Origin of the sequence: Motilimonas eburnea (assembly GCF_021295345.1) — a bacterium.
Taxonomy (GTDB): Bacteria; Pseudomonadota; Gammaproteobacteria; order Enterobacterales; family CBDFNC01; genus Motilimonas; species Motilimonas eburnea.
In genome coordinates, this window is the sequence record NZ_JAIMJB010000007.1 from 1 (window position 1) to 21236 (window position 21236).

Annotated in this window: 21 protein-coding genes; 8 read left to right on the forward strand and 13 right to left on the reverse strand. The window is 46.2% G+C overall.

Annotated elements, in window-relative coordinates:
* Nucleotides 1–146 precede the first annotated feature (146 nt).
* From K6Y21_RS08210 to K6Y21_RS08245, 8 genes are all read left to right on the forward strand, one after another.
* Entirely contained in the window at nucleotides 147–326 is a 180-nt protein-coding gene (locus K6Y21_RS08210; RefSeq protein ID WP_233071359.1) for a hypothetical protein, read from the forward strand.
* A 48-nt stretch (nucleotides 327–374) separates the two neighbouring features.
* Nucleotides 375–785 (forward strand): DUF6896 domain-containing protein, encoded by a 411-nt coding sequence (locus K6Y21_RS08215; RefSeq protein ID WP_233071360.1) that lies wholly within the window; start codon nucleotides 375–377, stop codon nucleotides 783–785.
* Between the two features lie 82 nt (nucleotides 786–867).
* Nucleotides 868–1320 (forward strand): DUF6998 domain-containing protein, encoded by a 453-nt coding sequence (locus K6Y21_RS08220; RefSeq protein WP_233071361.1) that lies wholly within the window; start codon nucleotides 868–870, stop codon nucleotides 1318–1320.
* A 458-nt stretch (nucleotides 1321–1778) separates the two neighbouring features.
* Nucleotides 1779–2168, forward strand: a complete 390-nt coding sequence (locus K6Y21_RS08225) for a DoxX-like family protein (RefSeq protein WP_233071362.1) — start codon at nucleotides 1779–1781, stop codon at nucleotides 2166–2168.
* A gap of 98 nt (nucleotides 2169–2266) precedes the next feature.
* Complete coding sequence (locus K6Y21_RS08230) at nucleotides 2267–2677, forward strand: hypothetical protein (protein WP_233071363.1); 411 nt, start codon at nucleotides 2267–2269, stop codon at nucleotides 2675–2677.
* Nucleotides 2678–2716: 39 nt separating this feature from the next.
* Nucleotides 2717–3700 carry a formylglycine-generating enzyme family protein gene (locus K6Y21_RS08235; protein ID WP_233071364.1) on the forward strand — a complete coding sequence of 328 codons (984 nt, stop codon included), beginning with the start codon at nucleotides 2717–2719 and terminating at the stop codon, nucleotides 3698–3700.
* A gap of 183 nt (nucleotides 3701–3883) precedes the next feature.
* Entirely contained in the window at nucleotides 3884–4282 is a 399-nt protein-coding gene (locus K6Y21_RS08240) for a hypothetical protein (RefSeq protein WP_233071365.1), read from the forward strand.
* Nucleotides 4283–4590: 308 nt separating this feature from the next.
* On the forward strand, nucleotides 4591–4992 hold the full coding sequence (locus K6Y21_RS08245; RefSeq protein ID WP_233071366.1) for an immunity protein Imm33 domain-containing protein: 402 nt from the start codon (nucleotides 4591–4593) through the stop codon (nucleotides 4990–4992).
* 120 nt (nucleotides 4993–5112) lie between these two features.
* Here the strand turns inward: K6Y21_RS08245 and tilS are convergent, their stop codons facing one another.
* Genes tilS through uppS form a run of 13 tightly spaced genes read right to left on the reverse strand, consistent with a single transcriptional unit; the run spans nucleotide 5113 to nucleotide 21127 of the window.
* Nucleotides 5113–6459: a tRNA lysidine(34) synthetase TilS gene (tilS, locus tag K6Y21_RS08250; RefSeq protein WP_233071367.1), complete on the reverse strand. Its 1347-nt coding sequence runs from the start codon at nucleotides 6457–6459 to the stop codon at nucleotides 5113–5115.
* 13 nt (nucleotides 6460–6472) lie between these two features.
* Nucleotides 6473–9955 (reverse strand): DNA polymerase III subunit alpha, encoded by a 3483-nt coding sequence (dnaE, locus tag K6Y21_RS08255; RefSeq protein ID WP_233071368.1) that lies wholly within the window; start codon nucleotides 9953–9955, stop codon nucleotides 6473–6475.
* A 2-nt stretch (nucleotides 9956–9957) separates the two neighbouring features.
* Entirely contained in the window at nucleotides 9958–10554 is a 597-nt protein-coding gene (rnhB, locus tag K6Y21_RS08260) for a ribonuclease HII (protein WP_233071369.1), read from the reverse strand.
* A gap of 40 nt (nucleotides 10555–10594) precedes the next feature.
* A complete protein-coding gene (gene lpxB / locus K6Y21_RS08265) occupies nucleotides 10595–11743 on the reverse strand; it encodes a lipid-A-disaccharide synthase (protein WP_233071370.1) in 1149 nt (382 codons plus the stop codon).
* Nucleotide 11744: 1 nt separating this feature from the next.
* Entirely contained in the window at nucleotides 11745–12524 is a 780-nt protein-coding gene (gene lpxA, locus K6Y21_RS08270) for an acyl-ACP--UDP-N-acetylglucosamine O-acyltransferase (RefSeq protein ID WP_233071371.1), read from the reverse strand.
* A complete protein-coding gene (gene fabZ, locus K6Y21_RS08275; RefSeq protein WP_233071372.1) occupies nucleotides 12525–12977 on the reverse strand; it encodes a 3-hydroxyacyl-ACP dehydratase FabZ in 453 nt (150 codons plus the stop codon).
* A 3-nt stretch (nucleotides 12978–12980) separates the two neighbouring features.
* Complete coding sequence (gene lpxD, locus K6Y21_RS08280; RefSeq protein WP_233071373.1) at nucleotides 12981–14021, reverse strand: UDP-3-O-(3-hydroxymyristoyl)glucosamine N-acyltransferase; 1041 nt, start codon at nucleotides 14019–14021, stop codon at nucleotides 12981–12983.
* A gap of 2 nt (nucleotides 14022–14023) precedes the next feature.
* Nucleotides 14024–14536 carry an OmpH family outer membrane protein gene (locus K6Y21_RS08285; RefSeq protein WP_233071374.1) on the reverse strand — a complete coding sequence of 171 codons (513 nt, stop codon included), beginning with the start codon at nucleotides 14534–14536 and terminating at the stop codon, nucleotides 14024–14026.
* A gap of 26 nt (nucleotides 14537–14562) precedes the next feature.
* On the reverse strand, nucleotides 14563–16992 hold the full coding sequence (gene bamA / locus K6Y21_RS08290; RefSeq protein WP_233071375.1) for an outer membrane protein assembly factor BamA: 2430 nt from the start codon (nucleotides 16990–16992) through the stop codon (nucleotides 14563–14565).
* A gap of 32 nt (nucleotides 16993–17024) precedes the next feature.
* Nucleotides 17025–18380: a sigma E protease regulator RseP gene (rseP, locus tag K6Y21_RS08295; protein WP_233071376.1), complete on the reverse strand. Its 1356-nt coding sequence runs from the start codon at nucleotides 18378–18380 to the stop codon at nucleotides 17025–17027.
* A 2-nt stretch (nucleotides 18381–18382) separates the two neighbouring features.
* On the reverse strand, nucleotides 18383–19573 hold the full coding sequence (ispC, locus tag K6Y21_RS08300) for a 1-deoxy-D-xylulose-5-phosphate reductoisomerase (protein ID WP_233071377.1): 1191 nt from the start codon (nucleotides 19571–19573) through the stop codon (nucleotides 18383–18385).
* A 6-nt stretch (nucleotides 19574–19579) separates the two neighbouring features.
* On the reverse strand, nucleotides 19580–20428 hold the full coding sequence (locus K6Y21_RS08305) for a phosphatidate cytidylyltransferase (RefSeq protein WP_233071378.1): 849 nt from the start codon (nucleotides 20426–20428) through the stop codon (nucleotides 19580–19582).
* A gap of 3 nt (nucleotides 20429–20431) precedes the next feature.
* Nucleotides 20432–21127 carry a polyprenyl diphosphate synthase gene (gene uppS / locus K6Y21_RS08310; RefSeq protein WP_233071554.1) on the reverse strand — a complete coding sequence of 232 codons (696 nt, stop codon included), beginning with the start codon at nucleotides 21125–21127 and terminating at the stop codon, nucleotides 20432–20434.
* Nucleotides 21128–21236: the final 109 nt, after the last annotated feature.

A 21236-nucleotide genomic window follows, 5' to 3' on the forward strand; every position in this document is an offset into this window, starting at 1 on the left:
CTGAAAATACAGTTAGTTCAATTTAATATATGATTTTCTAGGAAAAGGAAAAATAAGCTCATAAAACGCCCATAGTGCATAAATTATCAGCAATTAGACCTTACTAATAATGTTAGATCTCGCCCTGTCGCAAGGGGCCAGCATTTATGGCAATTAAGACTTGGGCAATCAACTCAGATCAATCTGCAGATATGCTTAAAGTAATTGGCAGGCAAATTGGTTTTGAAGCTAACGGAAAAATTGAAGTCTATAAAACAGAACCAGAGGAACCACCAAAAGAAAATCCTTTTGGTTATGGTATAAACTTTACGCCGTATGATGAGTAGTCAAAGAAACCTAACAAGTGCATCTTGCAAGGACTTGGGTAAATCTGAATGAACCAGAATCTAAGTAAAATAATTAGTGATTTTCAAGGTAAAGTTAAAATAGCTAATGAGCTATTGAAAACCCACTTGAATACAGATGAACCTCATAACTGGGGGCCTCCAATTAAGCAAGTCGGTATGTTGGATGGTAAGTTAAAATACTTTTTTCATGGAATAGGGTGCGCTGTAAATATCACTGAAACTGAAGTTGTCGACTTCGACTACGGTTCGAATGGTAGAATCGATGGGTTCGATTATTGGAGGTTATGGTCATTTGTTGATGATCGAAAAAACACTTACCCATCAATAACTTCTGAAGATATAAAAAGATGGTTGGCAGAAGCGTTAGAAGCTGGGGAAATAGAAAGGCCAGCTACAGAGAAAGATGGAAGCTTATTTTATTTCAGTACAAACACATAATTGATAGCGAAAGATATTTTGTGGAGATTCGCTAGAATTGGGCGTTATGCGGCAATAGAAAAATTATGTTCGGAAGTAATAGATGAGTAGTGTAAAGCAAATCCCTGAGAAAATTCGGAAGTTGTACGAAATAGTAAATGAGCTGGAGGCAATGTTCCCTGGTCGTCATTTCACACCTGATGGTCATTTAGTTGGAAGCATAGGCGAGGTGTTAGCTGAGTATCATTATGGATTAGAGTTATTTCCTGCATCTGTTGAAACACATGACGGCAAAAGCCCTTGTGGTAAATTAGTACAAGTAAAAGCAACTCAAAGTAAATTAATTGGATTACGTTCGGAGCCTGAGCACCTGCTAGTCTTAAAAATTTTACCATCTGGTTCAAGTGAAACAATTTACAATGGTCCGGGCAAACTCGCTTGGGACAATGCGGGTAAAATGCAGAAAAATGGGCAGAGATCTTTGTCTGTGAGTAAGATGCAAAAGTTAATGCTGGAAATTGGGACACAAAATCGACTTCCAGTAATTGTCGCATAACAAGGCGTTAAGCGTATGAGTGAACATCACATTTTACCGTTAGAATTAGTCGTACTCACTTCCGTCTGGTATTTGCCGCCATTAGTACTCGCGTCACTTGGCCAGATATACGTGCTTCGTCATGCCGGTGTATGGATCAGCTCTCGCTCTTCTTGTATTTTGGCTGTTTTAATAACGTATGGTTTATCACCAGTCATAGGTTACCTTGTATTACCCTTACCTATTCCAAGGTGGCTAGGTGCAAGTGATAATATGCTATTTCTACCAATGGCATTCATTATCGTTGCTCTGGTGGCATTAATAACTACTTATGGCGCCGTAACATATGCGCGTAAAATCGCTTAACAAGTGCAAGTACAGGAGCGCTTTAAGCTGTCTTTGTTTTTGCGAAGGGGCTGCAAAAACGCAGCCATCTAAAATCGTTCTGTATCGCAGGCGTAATACGTCTAGGAGAATATGTGACTGCAGTTCAAATCGCTAGATTCATAATTACCTTTGCGTGGTTATATCATGGTCTAGCTCCAAAGCTAATACAGATAGCACCGCTTGAACAATTGATGTCAGGAAGTATCGGTTTTGGAAATGAGCTAACTTACACATTTATTAAAATGGCGGGAATTTCAGAGGTTATTTGGGGAGTAATATTTTTCTTTTTTTACAAAGTTAGAGTTGTATTACTATTAAATATTATTGCTTTGGTTGGCTTGCTTTTAGCGGTTGCAGCGTTGCAACCTCAACTATTAATCGAGGCGTTCAACCCTGTAACAACAAATATTCCGCTGATAGCTTTTACGGTCATTATTCTGTCTAGTAACAGTAATAGTGAGCAACCTATAACTAAGCCTTAAAGTCGGATTCGTAACAGTTGGCTCGGTTCCGCTTCGCTACACATTTTAGCCAACAATTACTCATCGCTTAAGGCGGCGTAAGATTCACAGGGTGTAAAATGAAACGACTAGCATGCCCAGCCTGCGGTAGTAACGACATAGCAACCTTTCTTTACGGTATGCCAATGTATACTCCAGAGCTAGATAGAGAATTGGAGCAAGGTACTGTGATTCTTGGTGGGTGTGAAATAACCCCTGATAACCCTCGGTGGTGCTGTAATTCTTGCAACCATCTATGGGGGGAGACCCTTTTTTCGTTAAGCCTTAAAGAAGCTGAGAAAAAAGAGCGTGAGAAAATGAAGGCGGCAGAAGAAAGAGGGGTATTAGAAGTCGCTACCAACTCGAATAACAATGTCGTTACCTGCCCAGTGTGCGAAACCAAGTTTAAGTATACTTCTAAACGTTCTTTTAAAAGCGGCAGACACATAACTTGCAAAACACGGCTGAAGATTGTTAAACGTGATGAGTAAATCTAGCAATCCTAGGTCGCAACGCCAACAAGGTGAATAATGGAATTTATCTATCAACAAAACAATAAAATGGTACTTGAAGCGGCTGGTAGAGATGCAGCCAATACCGGCAGTGCCCAGTCTTTATCCATTGCAGAGGCCAAACAGTGCAATCAACTTGTATCTGAGGTCTTGAACAACCCAAGTGACTGCCAAGCGCTCATAGACCAACAACCTTTTAAATTACGACTTTGCATTTTAAATCAGCTTGCCATTTTACTTGATCCTAGGATAGATCCCCTAAAGCCCAAGATGGCGAGGATACAAGCTGGAGACTATCAATTAGGCTTAGACCTGAATGATTTAGACACAGAAATGCAAGAAATGGAGAAAATTGGTATTGGCAAATCATGGATAGAAAAAGAAACGCCAAGATTTAGTTGTAAACTGTCAGCATTCGCCATTGGTCAGTATCTAGTGACCAATATTGAATATCTTCACTTCATTAATGACAACCCAGATGCAGAGATCCCCTCGAGTTGGCAAAATGGTAGCTTTCCACAATCGCGAAGCAACCACCCTGTTTATAGCATTAGTAAATCGACAGCTAACCAATATTGTGACTGGTTGAGTCAAAAGACAGGACGTAGATTTAGTTTGCCAAGTGAAGTCCAATGGGAAGTCGCTACAGGCAATGAGCAGTACCAGCAATTTATCTGGGGTGATAAATTTAATAAAGAGTTTTGTAACTCATTGGAATTAGGGCTAATAACCACTACCCCCGTGGGTTGCTTTAAAGAGTCTAGATCTTGTTATGGCGTCTATGACCTAGCAGGTAATGTCGAAGAGTGGACCAGCTCTTTATATGAACCTTATCCCGGTGGTGTGTTTATCGAAGATGGTTTTAGCCAAGCTGATCCAAAACACCCTATCACTAGAGGTGGAGGCTTCAATGGTCACTTCGATTTAACCCGTTGTACCCGAAGGCATTCTCTAGGCCCAATTACCCCATTAGGCTTTCGACTATGTGAATCATTTGATTAAGGGTAATTCTTTTGAAAATCAATGATTTGTGCCTTACAGCGTAAAATAAAATGAATATTTTAATGAGTGTTTACGCTTTAACTTGGCTATATGTCTGAGCATAAATTGCTTTTTGACATTTGCCTTAGCCGTGGTTCGATGGCTTATTAATAACGTTGGCTTAAACAATGTTAGGAGTCTTATATGAGTTGGACCGTAGTTAAAGAACAGAAAAGATCTTTTGCTGATGAATCATATTTTCTCAAGGCCGTTTGTAGTTGCGCTCAAGGTGAGCTGGTATTAAAAATTGGCTGGGCACAAATTATGTATGCTTTGACGGTGGAGCTTATCCCTTTAAAAGGCGATACCGAATTGGTATACGGCAGTATGATATTTTCTGAAGATCGAGTTGAAATCTATGGTCACAAGCTAATGAGAATTACCACAGAATCGACTCTTTCAAAACTAAGAAGAATCGATAGTATGCAAAAAGATGGAGTTATGAATTACTACCTTGGTGAACTGCATGGTGTTTCGTTTAAATCTGATTTACCAAGTAAACCAATGCCTAACAATCACAGGGGACTAATAAATTTACGATGAACCCTGTGAAAGAAACTAAAGAATGTAGTGAGTGCGGCAGCTTGTATTTTTCAAGTTCATCGCAGATGTCACATATGTGCCCTGAATGCTCGCATCACTTATACGGCTATGAGAATTGCCAACATGAATTCAGCAGCAGCCATTGCATAAAGTGTGGATGGGATGGCTCAGTATCGCCATATATAAAATCCCTAAAAAAGCTGCCCCATTAACAACAAGATTCAACACACTGAAAAATCGGTGAATTCAGGACCGATTAAACGAAAAATCAAAGTCTACACAATGCGTTTTTCGCAGTGAGAGATAGGGTGTCAAAAGTAGTACTAAAGGGGTTCATCGTCATGCCTAAAGAGGATCTTCCAGCAGTAAAAAAAGAACTGACCAATCAAAAGGAAATCTGTCGCAAATTTAACGCCGAGTTTGCGCCTTGCAGTGAAACCGATAAGCTTGGTCTTGCTGTGGAGACCTTAGGTCAATTGCCAATCAATGGCTTGCGTCTTGTAGCCGAAAACGGCACCTCTGGCTGGTATATCTGGTGCGGTGAAACAATGGGTCAAGAAGCTGATTTTTTCAAGCCACTGCATGTAAGCCATATAAACAAATACTTACCTGAAATTGAGCCATATTTAGCATTGCCTACGGGCTACCGATTCTTAGTGGCTGATGATTATGAGGATGTGTGGTATGACGCCTTGCTCACTAAGGATTGATAACCGCATGGCTCAATAAGATTTCAGCGCGCTATTTCGCGGAATAAATTCCGCTCCCACAGTGGGAAATCTAACTGTGTAGCTTGATAGGCAAACAGGCTGCTAGTTGCGGGAATATCATCATTCAACAGGTAATTTCCAAATAAGGCTAAGCCCAGCTTCATCCGCTTGGGCTAGCCAAGGCTGACAGATAAACAATTCACCTACTGCTATCACCTCCTCGCCAGCAAAGATGATGGGTATTTGAGCGCGAAGCCAAGGTGGCACTTGGTATTCTTGTAGCAGCTTTTTATAACTGCGTGAACCATTGCGACCTGCCGGGGTGAGCTTATGGCTGCCTGCCAGTTGATATCGCACAGTTAATGGGGCTTGAGGGAGTTTAATCCGCTCGCCTTGAACACTTGGTTGCAGCTTGAGCTGCTGTCCGCAAGGGAGTGAGTTTAACTGCACCGCTTCAAGGGGCACAATTAAGTGCGCAGGCACACTGCTTTCGGGCTTAACCAAGTATAACTGCCCTAAATATCGGCGCACTTGATAGCCCTTAAAGGCTAACATGGGCTGTGCATCTTCACGCGCTAGGGCGATGTTGTCCCAGATTTCTTTGAGGCGCACTTCAGACGGTAATGAATAGCCATGTGTGTCGATCCATTGGCGCAAAATGGCTTGCCGGCGCAAGGGATCAAGCTGCGTTAGTGGCTCGATTTGCAATGCGCCCTGCGGGCTTTGAAATCGCGCTAGTTCGTCTTGTAATAGCTGAGTGAGCAAGGTTTGCTGCTCGGCGCAAAGCCGTGCGCTGCGACCGATGGCCGTGAGTACGCCGGGCCAGCGTTCGGTGAGTTTAGGGATGATCTCAGCGCGGATAAAGTTGCGATCAAATTGGGTGTTTTGATTGCTTTCATCTTCGACCCACTGCCAGCCTTGCGCCTTGGCTAACTGCGCTAATTCTGCTCGGCTGATTTCAAGAAGCGGCCTAAGCTGGCTGCCGTTGGCAAAGGGTTTGATAAGTGGCATAGCGCTTAAACCCTTTACCCCACTGCCCCGCTTCGCCGCTAGGATAAAACTTTCCACCTGATCGTTTTGATGCTGCGCGGTAAGCAGCTGACCGCTAGCAGGTAAATGTTTGCTAAAGGCTTGATAGCGGGCATCACGCGCCAGTGCTTCGATGCTTTCACCTTGCATATCACCCAAATTAACCCGCTCGGCCATAAAGGGCACATTCAGACTAAGACAAAGCTTCTGACAAAAATCGAGCCACACATCGGCGTTGGCACTTAAGCCATGATGCACATACAAGGCGGTGAGCTCAAACGGCACATGTTTTTTCAGCTCAACTAACAAATGTAGCAAGGCGACTGAGTCTAAGCCGCCACTTAAGCCTATTAGACGCTGCGCGCTGGGGTGCGCCCTGCAGTGCTTAGCTAAGGCTTGATAAGCGCGATGCGCAGTGATTGCCCCTGTACACACCATTAATAAAACACCATTAATGAAACACCAATTTGGTTTGATTAGGCCCTAAAAGTAAGTCTAATTGATCCATTAATTCATCGGCCGGGGTAACACGCCACTGAGTACCTAGTGTTAAATCAGCCGTGGCGGTTGCCCCTTCATAGCTGATGGTAATAGGACAAATGCCGCCACTAAAGGGCGCGAGCGTATCGGTGAATTTCGGGAAAAAGTCTTTGTCCATTTGCGATTGTTTAAGCTGCAAGTGCAAACCTTTGGCGTGTTTTTCCCGGGCTTGGGAAAGATCCAACACTTCGCGAGCGGTGAGTTTTAACCCGCCCGAGAAATCGTCGTGACTGACTTGGCCACTGACCACTAAGATCTTATCTTTTTGAATCAGTGATTCATATTGATCGAAGGCATCGGAAAACAACATCACCTCAAGGCGCGCGCTTTTATCATCTAGGGTTAATAGGCCCATTTTTTTGCCGCGTTTGGTCATCATCACCCGCGTCGCGATCACTAAACCGGCCGCCGAGGTGTTTTTATGGCGATCGGTCGGCACCATGTCTTTTAGGCGTCCCGAGGTATAATTACGCAGCTCACCTAAGTACTGGTTAATAGGATGTCCGGTAAGGTATAAACCTAAGGTTTCTTTTTCCCCTTCCAGCCACACTTTATCGGGCCATAGCGGGACATTGGCAAAGGCGTGTTGGACGTCGGCTTCCTCGGTGGTTAACACGCCAAATAAATCGCTTTGGCCATGGGCTTCTGCGGCGGCATGTTGCGCAGCCGCTTGCATGGCATCGGGCAAGGTGGCCATTAATGCGGCGCGATGGGGTCCGAGTTTATCCATGGCACCCGACATAATGAGTTTTTCAAGTACGCGGCGATTCACTTTTTTCAGATCAACACGCGCACAAAAATCAAATAGGTCTTTAAACGCCCCACCCGCATCACGGGCGGCAATAATGGCTTCAATCGGGCCTTCACCAACCCCTTTTACCGCGCCAATACCGTAAACAATAGAGCCATCGTCGGCCACGTTAAACTTGTATAAACCTGTGTTCACATCCGGCGGTGATAAAGGCAAGCCCATGCGCTCACACTCATCAACCAGCGTCACTATCTTGTCGGTGTTATCCATATCGGCCGACATGACCGCGGCCATAAAATACGCCGGATAATGGGTTTTCATCCATAGGGTTTGATAGGACACCAAGGCGTAAGCGGCTGAGTGGGATTTGTTAAAACCGTAACCGGCGAATTTCTCTACCAAGTCAAAGATCTTCATGGCCAGTTCGCCATCAACGCCGTTTTTCACCGCGCCCGCTTCAAAGCCGGCGCGCTGCTTGGCCATTTCTTCGGGTTTTTTCTTACCCATAGCACGACGTAACATATCCGCGCCGCCTAGGGTGTAACCCGCGAGCACCTGCGCGATTTGCATTACCTGCTCTTGGTACAAGATGATGCCGTAGGTCGGCTCAAGAATGGGCTGTAACGAGTCGTGTTGCCAGGTCGCGTCAGGGTATGAGATTTCCTCACGGCCATGCTTACGCTCGATAAAGTTATCTACCATGCCCGATTGCAGCGGCCCAGGTCGAAATAGCGCCACCAGAGCGATCATGTCTTCAAAACAGTCGGGCTGTAGACGCTTGATCAAGTCTTTCATACCGCGGGATTCCAGCTGGAACACCGCCGTGGTTTCAGAGTTTTGCAGGGTGCGAAAACACGCTGGACAGTCGACAGGGATCCGCGCGATATCAATCGGCGCTTCACCGCGTTTGGCTTTATGGGCATTGGCCATGTCCAGCGCCCACTGCACGATAGTTAGGGTTCTAAGACCTAAGAAGTCAAACTTAACTAAGCCAGCATATTCGACGTCGTTTTTATCAAACTGGGTAACCGGGAACTTACCTTCCGAGTCACAATAAAGGGGCGCAAAATCCGTAATAGTGGTGGGGGAAATCACCACGCCCCCCGCGTGTTTACCGGCGTTTCGGGTACAACCTTCAAGAATGCGACACATGTCGATCAGATCGCGCACTTCCTCGTCGCCATCGTAGGCTTCTTGAAGTTTTGGCTCTGCGTCAAAGGCTTTGGCCAAAGTCATACCCGGATCGGGCGGCACGAGTTTTGAAATCCGGTCAACAAAACCATAGGGATGGCCTAATACCCGCCCCACGTCACGAATAACCGCCTTGGCCGCCATGGTACCAAAGGTGATGATTTGCGATACCGCATCACGCCCGTATAGCTCGGCTACGTGATCGATGACCTCATCACGTCGGTCCATACAAAAGTCGATATCAAAGTCGGGCATGGATACCCGCTCTGGGTTCAAAAAGCGCTCGAACAGTAAGTCAAATTCAAGGGGATCAAGGTCGGTAATTTTTTGTGCATAGGCCACTAACGAGCCTGCACCCGAGCCCCGCCCCGGCCCTACGGGAATATTGTTATCCTTACTCCACTGGATAAACTCCATTACGATCAAGAAGTAGCCGGGGAATCCCATTTGGTTGATTACGTCTAGCTCGATTTGCAGACGCTCGTCATAAGGTTTGCGCTTTTCGGCAAAGTCAGGACTGTTTTTATCAAATAAGAAGTCTAAGCGCTCTTCTAGGCCTTCCCACGACACCTTACAAAAGTATTCTTCTATCGGCATACCGCCAGTGGGGAAATCGGGCAAGAAATATTCCCCTAAGCGCACGGTGACGTTACAGCGTTTAGCGATTTCCACCGAGTTTTGCAGCGCCTCAGGAATATCGGCAAACAGCTCACACATTTGCTCTTCGGTTTTAAGGTATTGCTCTGGGCTGTAAAGACGTGGCCGGTTTTTGTCCATCAGGGTGTAGCCATCGTGAATAGCCACCCTAATTTCATGGGCGTCGAATTTATCTTTATCTAAAATAACCACTTCATTGGTGGCCACCACGGGCAAGTCTTGTTGCTGCGCGAGCTCCACCGCCATGTGCAGGTAAGCTTCTTCATCGGGTCGCTCGGTGCGCAGTAATTCTAAAAAGTAACGATCAGGAAAATGGGTTTGATAAAACTCGACGCAGCGCTGGGTTAAGTCTTTATTGCCTTTGAGTAAAACCTTGCCCACATCGCCCATGCGGCCACCTGAGAGTAAGATCACCCCTTCACTGTGCTCTACCAGCCAAGATTTATCAATTATTGGCCGCCCTTGCACATGGCCGCGCAAGTAAGCTTTTGAAATCAACAGGGTAACGTTTTTGTAGCCTTGATTATTCATGGCTAACGCGGTTAAGCGGAACTGCTCGTCGCCTAGCTCGTCACTTTGTACCCAAAAGTCCGCCCCAATAATCGGCTTGATGCCAGCGTCATGGGCCGCGCCATAAAATTTAACCAAGCCGCACAAGTTGGTTTGATCGGTAATGGCGATGGCGGGCATTTGGTATTCTTGGGCGCGACCAACGATGGGCTTGATCTTGGCAAGGCCATCAACCATAGAGAAATCACTGTGTACCCGCAGGTGGACAAATTTTGGATCGGCCATGACTAGTCTTGCTGCTCCATGATTTTTTGTACTGGTTTAAATGATTTACGGTGATACGGCGTGATGCCGTGCTGCTCCAGTGCCGCAAAGTGTGCCTTGGTTGGATAACCTTTATGGTGGGCAAAGCCAAATTCTGGGTAGCGCTGATCCAGCTCGGCCATCTCTTGATCTCGAGTCACCTTGGCAATGATGGAAGCCGCGCTGATCTCGGCCACGCGTGCATCGCCTTTCACTACCGCTTCACACGGCATGGTCAGCTTTGGGCAACGATTACCATCAATGAAGACATATTCTGGCGTGATCTTTAAGCCCTCGACGGCGCGCTGCATCGCCAGCATGGTGGCGTGAAGTATGTTAATTTCATCAATTTCGGCTGGGCTGGCACGACCAATAGACACGGCCAAGGCTTTTTGCTGAATTTCGTCAAACAGCGCGAGGCGTTTTTTTTCCGAAAGCTTCTTTGAATCGGCAAGGCCTTGGATGGGATTGTTGGGATCTAAGATCACAGCAGCGGTGACCACGTCGCCAACCAAAGGGCCGCGACCGACTTCATCAACGCCTGCTACTAATGCATTTTCAGGATAAACAACTGGATCCATCTTACTTCCCTCACCATAGATTTAGGCAAGGGATTATACGCTAATTCGCCTTGTCCGCTAAGACTTGGATCACCGCCTCTGCCGCTTTTTCGTCGGCATTACAGCGGATCATTTGGTGCAGCTCGGTGAAGCGGTTAATAAGTGCGCTGTTATCTTGGCCTATTAATTTATCAAGCTCAGTAACAATATTGTCTACCGTGCAATCGTATTGCAGCAACTCTCTCACCAGTGGGCCATCGTGAAGTAAATTAGGTAACGAGGCGTATTTGCTTTTCACTAGGGCCTTAGCAATACGATATGTCAGCCAATTAACCCGATAAGCCACCACCATAGGGCACTTAGCCAACATGGCTTCTAGCGCTGCTGTTCCTGATGCTAACAACACATAATCGGCCGCTTGTAATACCTTACTCGCTTGGCCATCAACTATCGCTATGGCTAAATCAGGCGCGATTTGTTGTTTGATTTGCTCAAATTGCGCGCGGCGTTTGGCGTTCACCATGGGCACAACCAACTGCAAGTCTGGGTATTTTGCTTTGAGCTGCTGAGCCGCTTGTAAGAAATAAGGCGTTAACAGCTCAATTTCAGCGTGGCGACTGCCGGGCAACAAGGCCAGTGTCGGCGCATTTAAATCTAAGCCTAGCTCGGTTCGGTTGGCTTCACGCTCAGGCACTAGGGGTAAACGCTCGGCCAAGGTATGGCCAACAAATTCACAAGGGACATTGAATTTGTCGTAAAAGGCTTTTTCGAAAGGTAAAAATGCCAATACTAAATTGGTCGCCTTGGCGATTTTGTGAATACGCCATTGCTTCCACGCCCACACCGAAGGACTGACGTAATGAATGGTTTTAATACCGCTTTGCTTGAGTTTAAGCTCGACGGTGAGGTTAAAATCCGGTGCATCGACGCCAATAAAGATATCGGGTGGATTGGCAAGGAAATGCTCGGTGATGGCTTTGCGCACGTGCAAAATGCGTTTGAGTTTGCCCAAGACTTCAACAAACCCCATCACGGAAAGCTCTTCCATATTAAACAAAGCGTTACAGCCCTGCTCTATCATTTCAGGTCCGGCGATGCCTTCAACAATTAAATCGGGGTGGCGTTGACGTAGGGATTTGATTAAACCGGCAGCTAAAATATCGCCGGAAACTTCCCCGGCGATGATACCTATCCGTAGTGGACGACTCATGTTAACGAACGATGCCGCGCGTGTTGACGCTGATAAAGTCCAACATGGGTTTGATTTCAGGTGATTCTTTCACCATGTCTTCTAGCAGTACCTTGGCTTCTTCTAAGGTATTGCCATTACGACATAGGACCTTAAAGGCGCGCTTTATCGCCATGATTTGGCTGCTGGTAAAGCCGCGACGTTTCAAACCCACCGAGTTGATACCATGAGCTTCGGCATAATTGCCGCTTGCCATAAAGTAAGGCGGTACGTCTTTGTTAACCGCAGAGCAACCACCGATCATGGCGTGATCGCCAATTTTACTAAACTGGTGGATAGCCGACATGCCGCCAAAGATAACGTTATTGCCAAGCTCAACATGACCCGCAAGAGTGGCGTTGTTAGCAAGGATACAATAGTTGCCTATGATGCAGTCATGAGCGACATGGGCATTAACCATAAACAAACAGTTGTTACCAATTTTGGTTAGGCTGTTATCTTGGGTAGTACCACGGTGAATGGTGCAACTTTCACGGAAGGTGTTGTTGTCACCTATTTCAAGGTAAGTCTCTTCGCCAGCATATTTTAGATCTTGGCAATCTTCACCTATGCTGCCAAATTGGAAGAACTTGTTGTTCTTACCAATTTTGGTATGACCCTTGATAACCACATGGGGTCCAACCCAAGTGCCTTCACCTATCTCAACATGGGCGCCTATGATGGAATAAGGTCCAATTTCAACACCAGCGGCTAAGACTGCGCTCTCATCAACGATCGCGGTTGGGTGAATGTTTGCTGTCATTTAGATTTCTCGTCTCGCGCACATGATATCGGCGCTACATACTACTTCACCATCAACCTTGGCTACGCAGCTGAATTTACCCATACCTCGACGTTCCTTGAGGTAATCAACGAAAAGCTCTAACTGATCGCCCGGCACAACTGGCTTGCGAAAACGCGCATTATCAATTGAAGCTAAGAAATACAATTCGTTGTCTTGCGGCTTACCATGAGTCGCGAACGCAAGAATACCGGTGGCTTGTGCCATGGCTTCTAAAATCATCACGCCAGGGAAAACCGGTGTATCTGGAAAGTGGCCGGTAAATTGTGGCTCGTTAAACGACACATTTTTAATGGCGTGTAAGGTTTCACCCTTTTTGTAATCCAAAACGCGATCAACCAATAGAAATGGATATCTGTGGGGTAGAAAATCCATGATTTCTTTAATTTGCAGTTGGTTTAATTCGTTACTCAAAAGTTATTCCTTAGCATCGCTTGCCAGAGCAGCAAGCTGTTTTTCTAATTGATTTATACGTTTATGCATATCGTCGATACGCATGGTTCGAGCAGCGGTTTTACGCCATTCTTTATTGGTTTGAAGTGGAATGCCAGATGAATAAACGCCAGGTTTATCAATTGGTCGCATGACCATCCCCATACCCGTGATAATCACATTATCACAAATTTCCATATGGCCGTTGACCACGGCGGCGCCGCCGACCATACAGTTTTTACCGATTTTAAGGCTACCAGCAAAGGTTGCCGCCCCCGCGATGGCGGTGTTTTCACCAATCTCACAGTTATGGGCAATTTGACAGAGGTTATCTATCACCACACCATCATCTATACGCGTGTCTTCAAGGGCCCCACGGTCGATACACGTATTGGCGCCTATTCGGACATTGTTGCCAATCACAACCGAGCCTAACTGAGGGATCTCGACCCACTTGCCTTGATCTGGTGCGTTACCAAAACCGTCTGAGCCAATCACAGCGCCACTTTGGATCACTGCGTTATCGCCAATTTCAACTCGGTGATAAATAGAGACATTAGCCCAGATACGGCCATGAAAACCAATCTTAGCGTCTTTACCAATAAACACACCGGCACCGATGGCGGTGTTATCACCGATTTCTACACCCGCTTCAATAACAGCGTTAGCTCCGACGGTGACACCTTTACCCAGTTTAGCAGAGCTGTCTATGACCGCACTGGCGGCGATACCCTCCGATGGTGACGGCGTGGTATCGAGTGCTTGTGCGGCTAAAGCAAATCCCAAATAAGGATTTGCCATGACTAATGCATTACCTTGATAATGCGGCAAAGCTTGCTCAGGCAAGATAACTGCCCCTGCTTGACACCGCATTAGCTGATCGGCCAATTTAGGATTTGAGAAAAAAGCCACATCCGTTGGCCCTGCACTGGTAAGAGACGCCACACCCTGGATCACAAAATCTGCATCACCGTGATATGTTGCGCCAATGCTTTGTGCAAGTTCAGCAAGGGTTATCTGCACCATCTTTATTTCTTACCGATTTCAGCGATAACTTTATCAGAGATATCAAGTGAAGGCTCAACAAACACAGTTGTTTCACCGTTAAGAACGATGTCATAACCTTCACGTTTCGCTACGGCATCAATCGCTTTCATCACTTTTTCACGGATCTTGTTTTGTTCTTCAGCTTGACGACGACGGTTGTCTTCTTCGAATGCTTTGACCTTCAATTGGTAATCAGCACCTAAGCTGTCTAATTCACGCTCTAGTTTAGTGCGATCACCTTCTTTCATCAGTTCAGCATCACGTTTGTACTTCTCACGCTTACTTTTAATCTTTCCTTCAAGGGCTTTTAGCTCATTAATACGCGGTTGAAATTCTTTCTTAAGCTGATTAACAACCTGATCTTTTTGTGGCAGCTGTTGAAAGATCTCAGCAGGAAAGACCACAACGATCTTATCATTTGCCATGGCTGCGCTAGAAAACGTACCCGCGATCAAGGCTAAACTTAGTCCAGCAGCTTTAAGTAACTGTTTCAATGGATGACTCCTTTGCAAAATAATAATTAAAACGTTTGGCCAATATTGAACGAGAAAAATTCCGTTCTATCGCCATCATATTCTTTGAGAGGTTGTGCCAACGTAAATACAAGTGGTCCCATGGGCGATAGCCATTGTATCTGCATACCTGCTGATACGCGCACTCGGCCCGGTTTAGAATAATCGTCAATGTAACTACAGTTTTTAATACAGTTGTCTAAATTAGCCCAATTGGTATTAAATTCGGTGTCCCATGACTCACCGGCATCAATAAAGAAACTGGTGCGGATTTGTCTTGCATACCCTTCATCAATAAACGGGGTTGGGACAATCAGCTCTGTACTTAGGGTATACATGGCGTTACCACCCACGGAATCATCCGTGGCGACCACGCTACTATTACCGTTATCATTTGCCAAGTACAGCGCTTTTGGACCTATGGTATTACTTCTAAACCCGCGAACGCTTGAAAAGCCGCCAGCATAAAAGTTTTCAAAAAATGGCAGAATTTGGTCGTTGCCATCGATTTTGCCATAACCGTTACCATAACCCAACCGGCCACGCGTAAGGAAAGTCCAATCCCCAGTGTCGCTGATGCGATTATAGTTACGGATCTCATAGCTTACTTTAAAATACTGTAAATCTGAGCTTGGTACTGTCACTTTGCCGGAAAGAGATTGGTATGAGCCTGATGTGGCAAACTGACCTCTGTCAAGGGTGTTACGGGTCCAGCTGGCGGTGAAATCTAAGGTATCAAATGACACCGAGCCATCGTCTTCAAGCTCACTCTTGTAGATTTCCCAAAATTGTTGCACCTGAGCATAGGCTTTAAGCTGCGAAATCTTATTACGCTCAAGCCCCATGCCAAAACTCAATCGGTTGTATTCGTCAACTGGGAAGCCCAGATTACCCCTGATGCCATAAGTGGTATTGTTGTAGTCAACAATGTTCGCTTCACCCGCTTCAAAGTCGGAATAGAAAATACGGCCACCGGCACTCACGCCATCTCGCGTGAAATAAGGGTTAGTGTAATCGAGGTCGACGTTTTTCGAATAGTCGTTAAGGGATGCGTTAATCCCAACTTTGTTACCTGAACCCAAGAAGTTATTTTGCTGCACACCTGCCGATAAGCTCAAACCTGATTCGGTACCAAAACCGATACCCGCATTAATGGAGCCTGCGGCTTGTTCTTTTACGTTAACTTCAACATCCACCAAATCGTCACGGCCTGGCACCCGCGTGGTATTGATGTCAACGGTTTCAAAAAAGCCGAGACGGTTCAAACGTGAACGTGATAGCTCAACATTTTCACTGGATAGCCAAGTGCCTTCCATTTGGCGCATTTCACGACGCAGCACCACGTCTTTAGTTTCTTGGTTACCGCTAATATTGATTCGGCGAACATAAATACGTTGCCCAGGATCAATCGAGATGGTTAACGAGACCGTTTTATCGTCGTCGTTCACCTCTGGGTAGGTGGTCACTTTAGGATATGCATAACCGTGACGCCCCAAAAACTTGCTAATGATCTCTTCTGTATTGGTAACATCTGCACCCGAGTAGGTTTCACCGGACTTAAGCACCACCAGCTGGTTAATTTGTTCTTCTTTGCCTAACAAATTACCTGTGATGGCCACGTCTTTAAGGGTGTATTTCTCTCCCTCATTTAAGTTTACAGTGATGTAAATGCCTTTTCTGTCAGGAGTCATCGACACTTGCGTTTCGTTCATGTTGACACGAATGTAACCTCTGTCGAGGTAATAGCTGCGCAAGGTTTCAAGATCGCCTGCCAACTTTTGCTTTTGGTACTTTTGATCAGCGAGGAAATTCCACCAAGGTGCGCTATCGGTCAGTTCAAGCTGCTTAAGTAAGTCTTGTTCGTCAAAAACCGTGTTACCCACTATGTTAATTTGTTGAATTTGTGCACTGCGGCCCTCAACAAAGTTGAACTTTAAATCCACGCGGTTACGCGGCAATGGCGTGGCAATGGCGGTCACTTTAGCGCCGTACTTACCTACGCTGTGGTAAAAATCTTCAAGGCTTTTTTCTATATTGGACAGAGAAGTGCGATCAAGAGCATCACCCACACGCACACCTGATGATTTTAAGGTTTCTCTTAATTCTTCTTCCTTGATGGTTTTGTTGCCCGACAGCTCAATATTACTGATGGTCGGACGCTCTAGCACCTTGATAATAAGCTGGCCATTGTCACGATAGACTTGAACATCTTCAAAGTTACCTGACTTATAAAGAGACTTAACCGCTTGAGAAAGGGTAAAAGCATCTACCTCATCACCCACTCGGATAGGTAAATTCAATAACGCTGCACCTAAGGTGACACGCTGCAATCCTTCTACCTGAATATCTTCAACGGTAAATGAATCTGCAAACACCGAATGGGAAAATAAGCATGCCCCCATGATCAAACTGGGAGTAAATAATCTGCGTTTAGCCATTTTGTTATTATTTTTCCTTTATGCCCTATAACCTATAACAGGTTGAAGTCGTTGAGCAGCGCGACGCTCATTAAGAGTAAAATAAAAGCGCCACCGATTCTAAAACCAATTTCTTGGATCCGCTCAGGAACGGGCTTACCACTGATAAGCTCTATACAGTAATAAAGCAAGTGGCCGCCATCAAGTACTGGGAGCGGAAATAAGTTGATTAAACCCAAATTAACACTGATAAGTGCGACAAATCCCAAAAAATACACTAAACCATAGCTGGCACTTGCCCCTGCACCTTTAGCAATAGAAACCGGGCCGCTGAGATTATTGATTGAAATCGTCCCTGTGATCAACTTACCTAAGGTGTCAAATGTCAGTTTAGTGAGTCCCCAGGTTTTCTCGATTCCTTTACCCAAAGCCGCCAATGGTCCGTATTGTGTGGTGACAATATAAGACTCTGGGTAACTATCCACTACGGGTGAGACACCAATATGGCCAATAAGTTGCCCATTATTATCTTCCCTTGAACCTGGCACCAGTTCAACGTCAATGAGCGAGCCTTGACGCTCGATGGTGACGGACAATGCCATTTCAGGATGCGCGCGAATAATGTCGACCCATTGTTGCCAATCGGCTAGCGGCTGCCCGTTTGCCGCAACAAAAATATCCCCCTGCTGTAACTGTGCTCGCTGCGCCGCCGAGTCTGGGGTAATTTGTGCAATCTCTAAATGTACTTTCGGGCGATAAGGTTTAAAGCCAAAGCTCTCAATGGGCGAGATTTGTTTAGGATCGAATTGCCAATCCGTCAAATCAATATCTGCCTTTTTGACTCGGCTACTGGAAGGGTCAATATAGGATAGCGTCAGTTGATCTTCACCTATGTAGCCGGCCAAGGCGAGATTGACTTCTTGCCAGTCTGGCGTTTTGGTGTCACCAATGGCGATCACTTCAAAGGGCGTTTCTATTTGTGCTTGAGCAATAGGAGAATTATCCGCGACCTCTGGCACCATAGGCTTGACCGAGGTCGTCCCCAGTATGAAAACCAACCAAAATGCCGCGATAGCCAGCAGGAAATTGGCCGCAGGGCCCGCCGCCACAATGGCAATGCGTTTCCAAACGGATTGATAATTAAACGCCAAATGTTGTTGCTCAGTGGGCACATCTTCAATGCGACTGTCGAGCATTTTGACATACCCACCTAACGGGATGGCCGCCAGTGTGTATTCCGTCTCGTCTTTAGCCCTGAAGGTATAAATGGAAGGACCAAAACCGACCGAAAAACGCAGCACTTTAACACCACAACGTCTTGCTACCCAAAAATGGCCAAACTCATGGATGGTGACCAGAATACCTAAGGCAACGATGAAAGCGGCGGTATTCCAGAAAAAATCTGCCATAACTATCTCTCTAGTTGCTTGATGGTCGACGATGCTAGTCGTCTAGCTTGTTGATCGACCGACATAATATCATCGATTGTTGGTGCGGTAGAAGTGGCCAATTGATCCAGTGTTTGTGCCACCACATTGGCTATTTGATCAAAGCGTATCTGCTGCTTGAGAAACGCATCCACCGCAATTTCATTGGCTGCGTTGAGTGTTGTTGTCGCAGCTTGTCCAGTATAACAAGCGTCAATGGCTAGTTTCAGGCAAGGGTAACGCTCAAAATCCGGGGCGGCAAACGTCAGCTGCGCTATCTTACTGAAGTCCAAAGCTTCAACGCCACTGTCGATACGCTCAGGGTATTGCATCACATGAGCAATCGGTGTGCGCATATCGGGCATGCCCATCTGCGCTAACACCGAGCCGTCGATGTATTGCACCATAGAGTGGATCACCGATTGTGGGTGAATTAACACCTGAATATCCGATTTCTCGGTGTTAAATAGGCGCTTAGCTTCAATGTACTCTAACCCCTTGTTCATCATGGTGGCTGAATCGACAGAAATTTTAGGCCCCATTGACCAGTTAGGGTGTGCGATGGCTTGAGCGGGAGTGATCGCGCTGAACTCAGCTAAAGGTTTCGTCAGGAAAGGACCACCTGAGCCGGTTAGAATCAGCTGGGAAATGCCATTTGCTTTAAGATCACAATAACCAATCGTTTGCTGACATTGCGGCGGTAAACATTGAAATATGGCATTATGCTCACTATCAACCGGCAAAACTTGCGCACCGCTACGCTCGGCGGCTTGCATAAATAACGCGCCCGACATCACTAAGGCTTCTTTATTGGCGAGAAATACCTGCTTACCCGCATCCACTGCCGCTAATGTTGGCGCTAAACCAGCCGCCCCGACAATCGCCGCCATCACGGCATCCACCTCAACACCGGCGAGACAAGCGAGAAATTCAGCTTCATCGCTTAACACTTGCGTCGGCTGTTCTTCCAAACAAGCGCGCAACGTTCGATTGGCTTTGGGACATGACATAAAGGCATATGGCACTTGATATTGTTGGCACAACGCCACCATCGCATCCACATTGCGCCAAGCACTTAATAAAGTCAGCGCCATGGTGTCACGGTTTTGTTCATACACAGACAAGGTACTACTGCCGATAGAGCCCGTCGCCCCGAGAATAGCTAACTTTTTCATGACAAATTACAACCAAGCAACATAACAAAGGGTGAAAACAGGCAACGCCGCGGTAAGGCTATCGATGCGATCAAGTACCCCACCGTGACCCGGTAACAATCGGCCGCTGTCCTTGATGCCCGCTTGACGTTTAAACATGCTTTCACTCAAATCGCCTAGACTCGATGCAAGGCTGGTTAATATCGCCGCCACAACAAACCAAACTTGTTTATCGGGTGAAATACCAAATGTGAATACCGCAATCAGGGCAATGACCATGGTAGTGACCAAACCGCCAATAAACCCTTCGATGGTTTTGCCTGGACTGACTTTGGGCGCCAGTTTGTGACGACCAAGGGCTTTGCCCGAGAAATAAGCGCCGGTATCCGCGCCCCACACCAGCAGCATCACGAATAACACCCACCAAGCCCCTTCTGTGGGATCATGGTGAAAGTTAACGCCACGCAACGTTACCAAAGCCCAAAAGAAGGGCATCAGTGTTAACAAGCCAAAGATAGCCTTAAGCCAAGGTTGCTGACGCCAGAGGCGTGCACTTTTGGGATACCCTAACACTAACATCAAACACGCTACCCACCATACACCTGCCGCAGTGAGAATGCCCAGCACGTAAGCATTTAGCTCACCAAGCCAGAGCCCATCAATTGGGATCAGGATCAAGGATGCTCCCAGTACCAAACCAAAAGGGTACAAAATGTAAGCACGTTTATCCTTGGCAACTAAACTGCCCCACTCACGAGAAGCTAACAAATAGATTGCGGCAACGAGTAATGAAAAGAGTTTGAGTGGGAGTAAAAATATCGCGGCGATGGCCAGCGGAGCCAACACGCCGGCAGTAATAATTCGTTGTTTTAACAAAAGTTACCCTTGTTTTGCTTGCACTTGAGCACTGGTGTGGCCAAAGCGTCGTTCCCTATTACCGAAACTCGCCAATGCCTTGGCAAAGCTCGCTTCGTCAAAATCAGGCCAAAGTGTATCAGTAAAATACAACTCTGCATATGCCAGTTGCCATAGCAGAAAGTTACTGATCCTTTGCTCACCACCCGTGCGTATCATTAAATCAACATCAGATAATGGCAAATCCTTCAATTGCTTATCTAGGTTTTGTTCATTGATGTCCGCAACAGTAAGCGTACCTTGCTGGACTTGCTGGCAAAGTTGCTGCGCCGCATGGGCAATTTGCCATCGACCGCCATAGTTAGCCGCAATATTGAGCACAAGACCGGTATTATCTTTAGTCAGTAGCTCAGCTTGGTGTATTTTTTCTTGTAGGCGCGCGGAAAATGCGGATAAGTCGCCGATAATGCGTAAACAAATATTATTTTTGTGAAGTTTTTTAACCTCACGACTAAGTACAGTGAAAAACAGCTCCATCAATGTACTGACTTCACTTTGCGGTCGCTTCCAGTTTTCACTGCTAAAAGCAAATAATGTCAATGCTTTAATGCCATTTTGGCTGGCATAAGAAACACACCGACGAACAGATTTGACCCCAGCTTGGTGGCCAAAGACGCGAATTTTGCCTTTCTTTTCTGCCCAACGGCCATTGCCATCCATGATAATAGCAACATGCTGGGGAACAAGGTTAGTCTCAGGCACTGATTACCTCTCGTAATACAAAAAAACGCCGTGTGACTACACGGCGTTTAACTCTTTAATCCGGAGG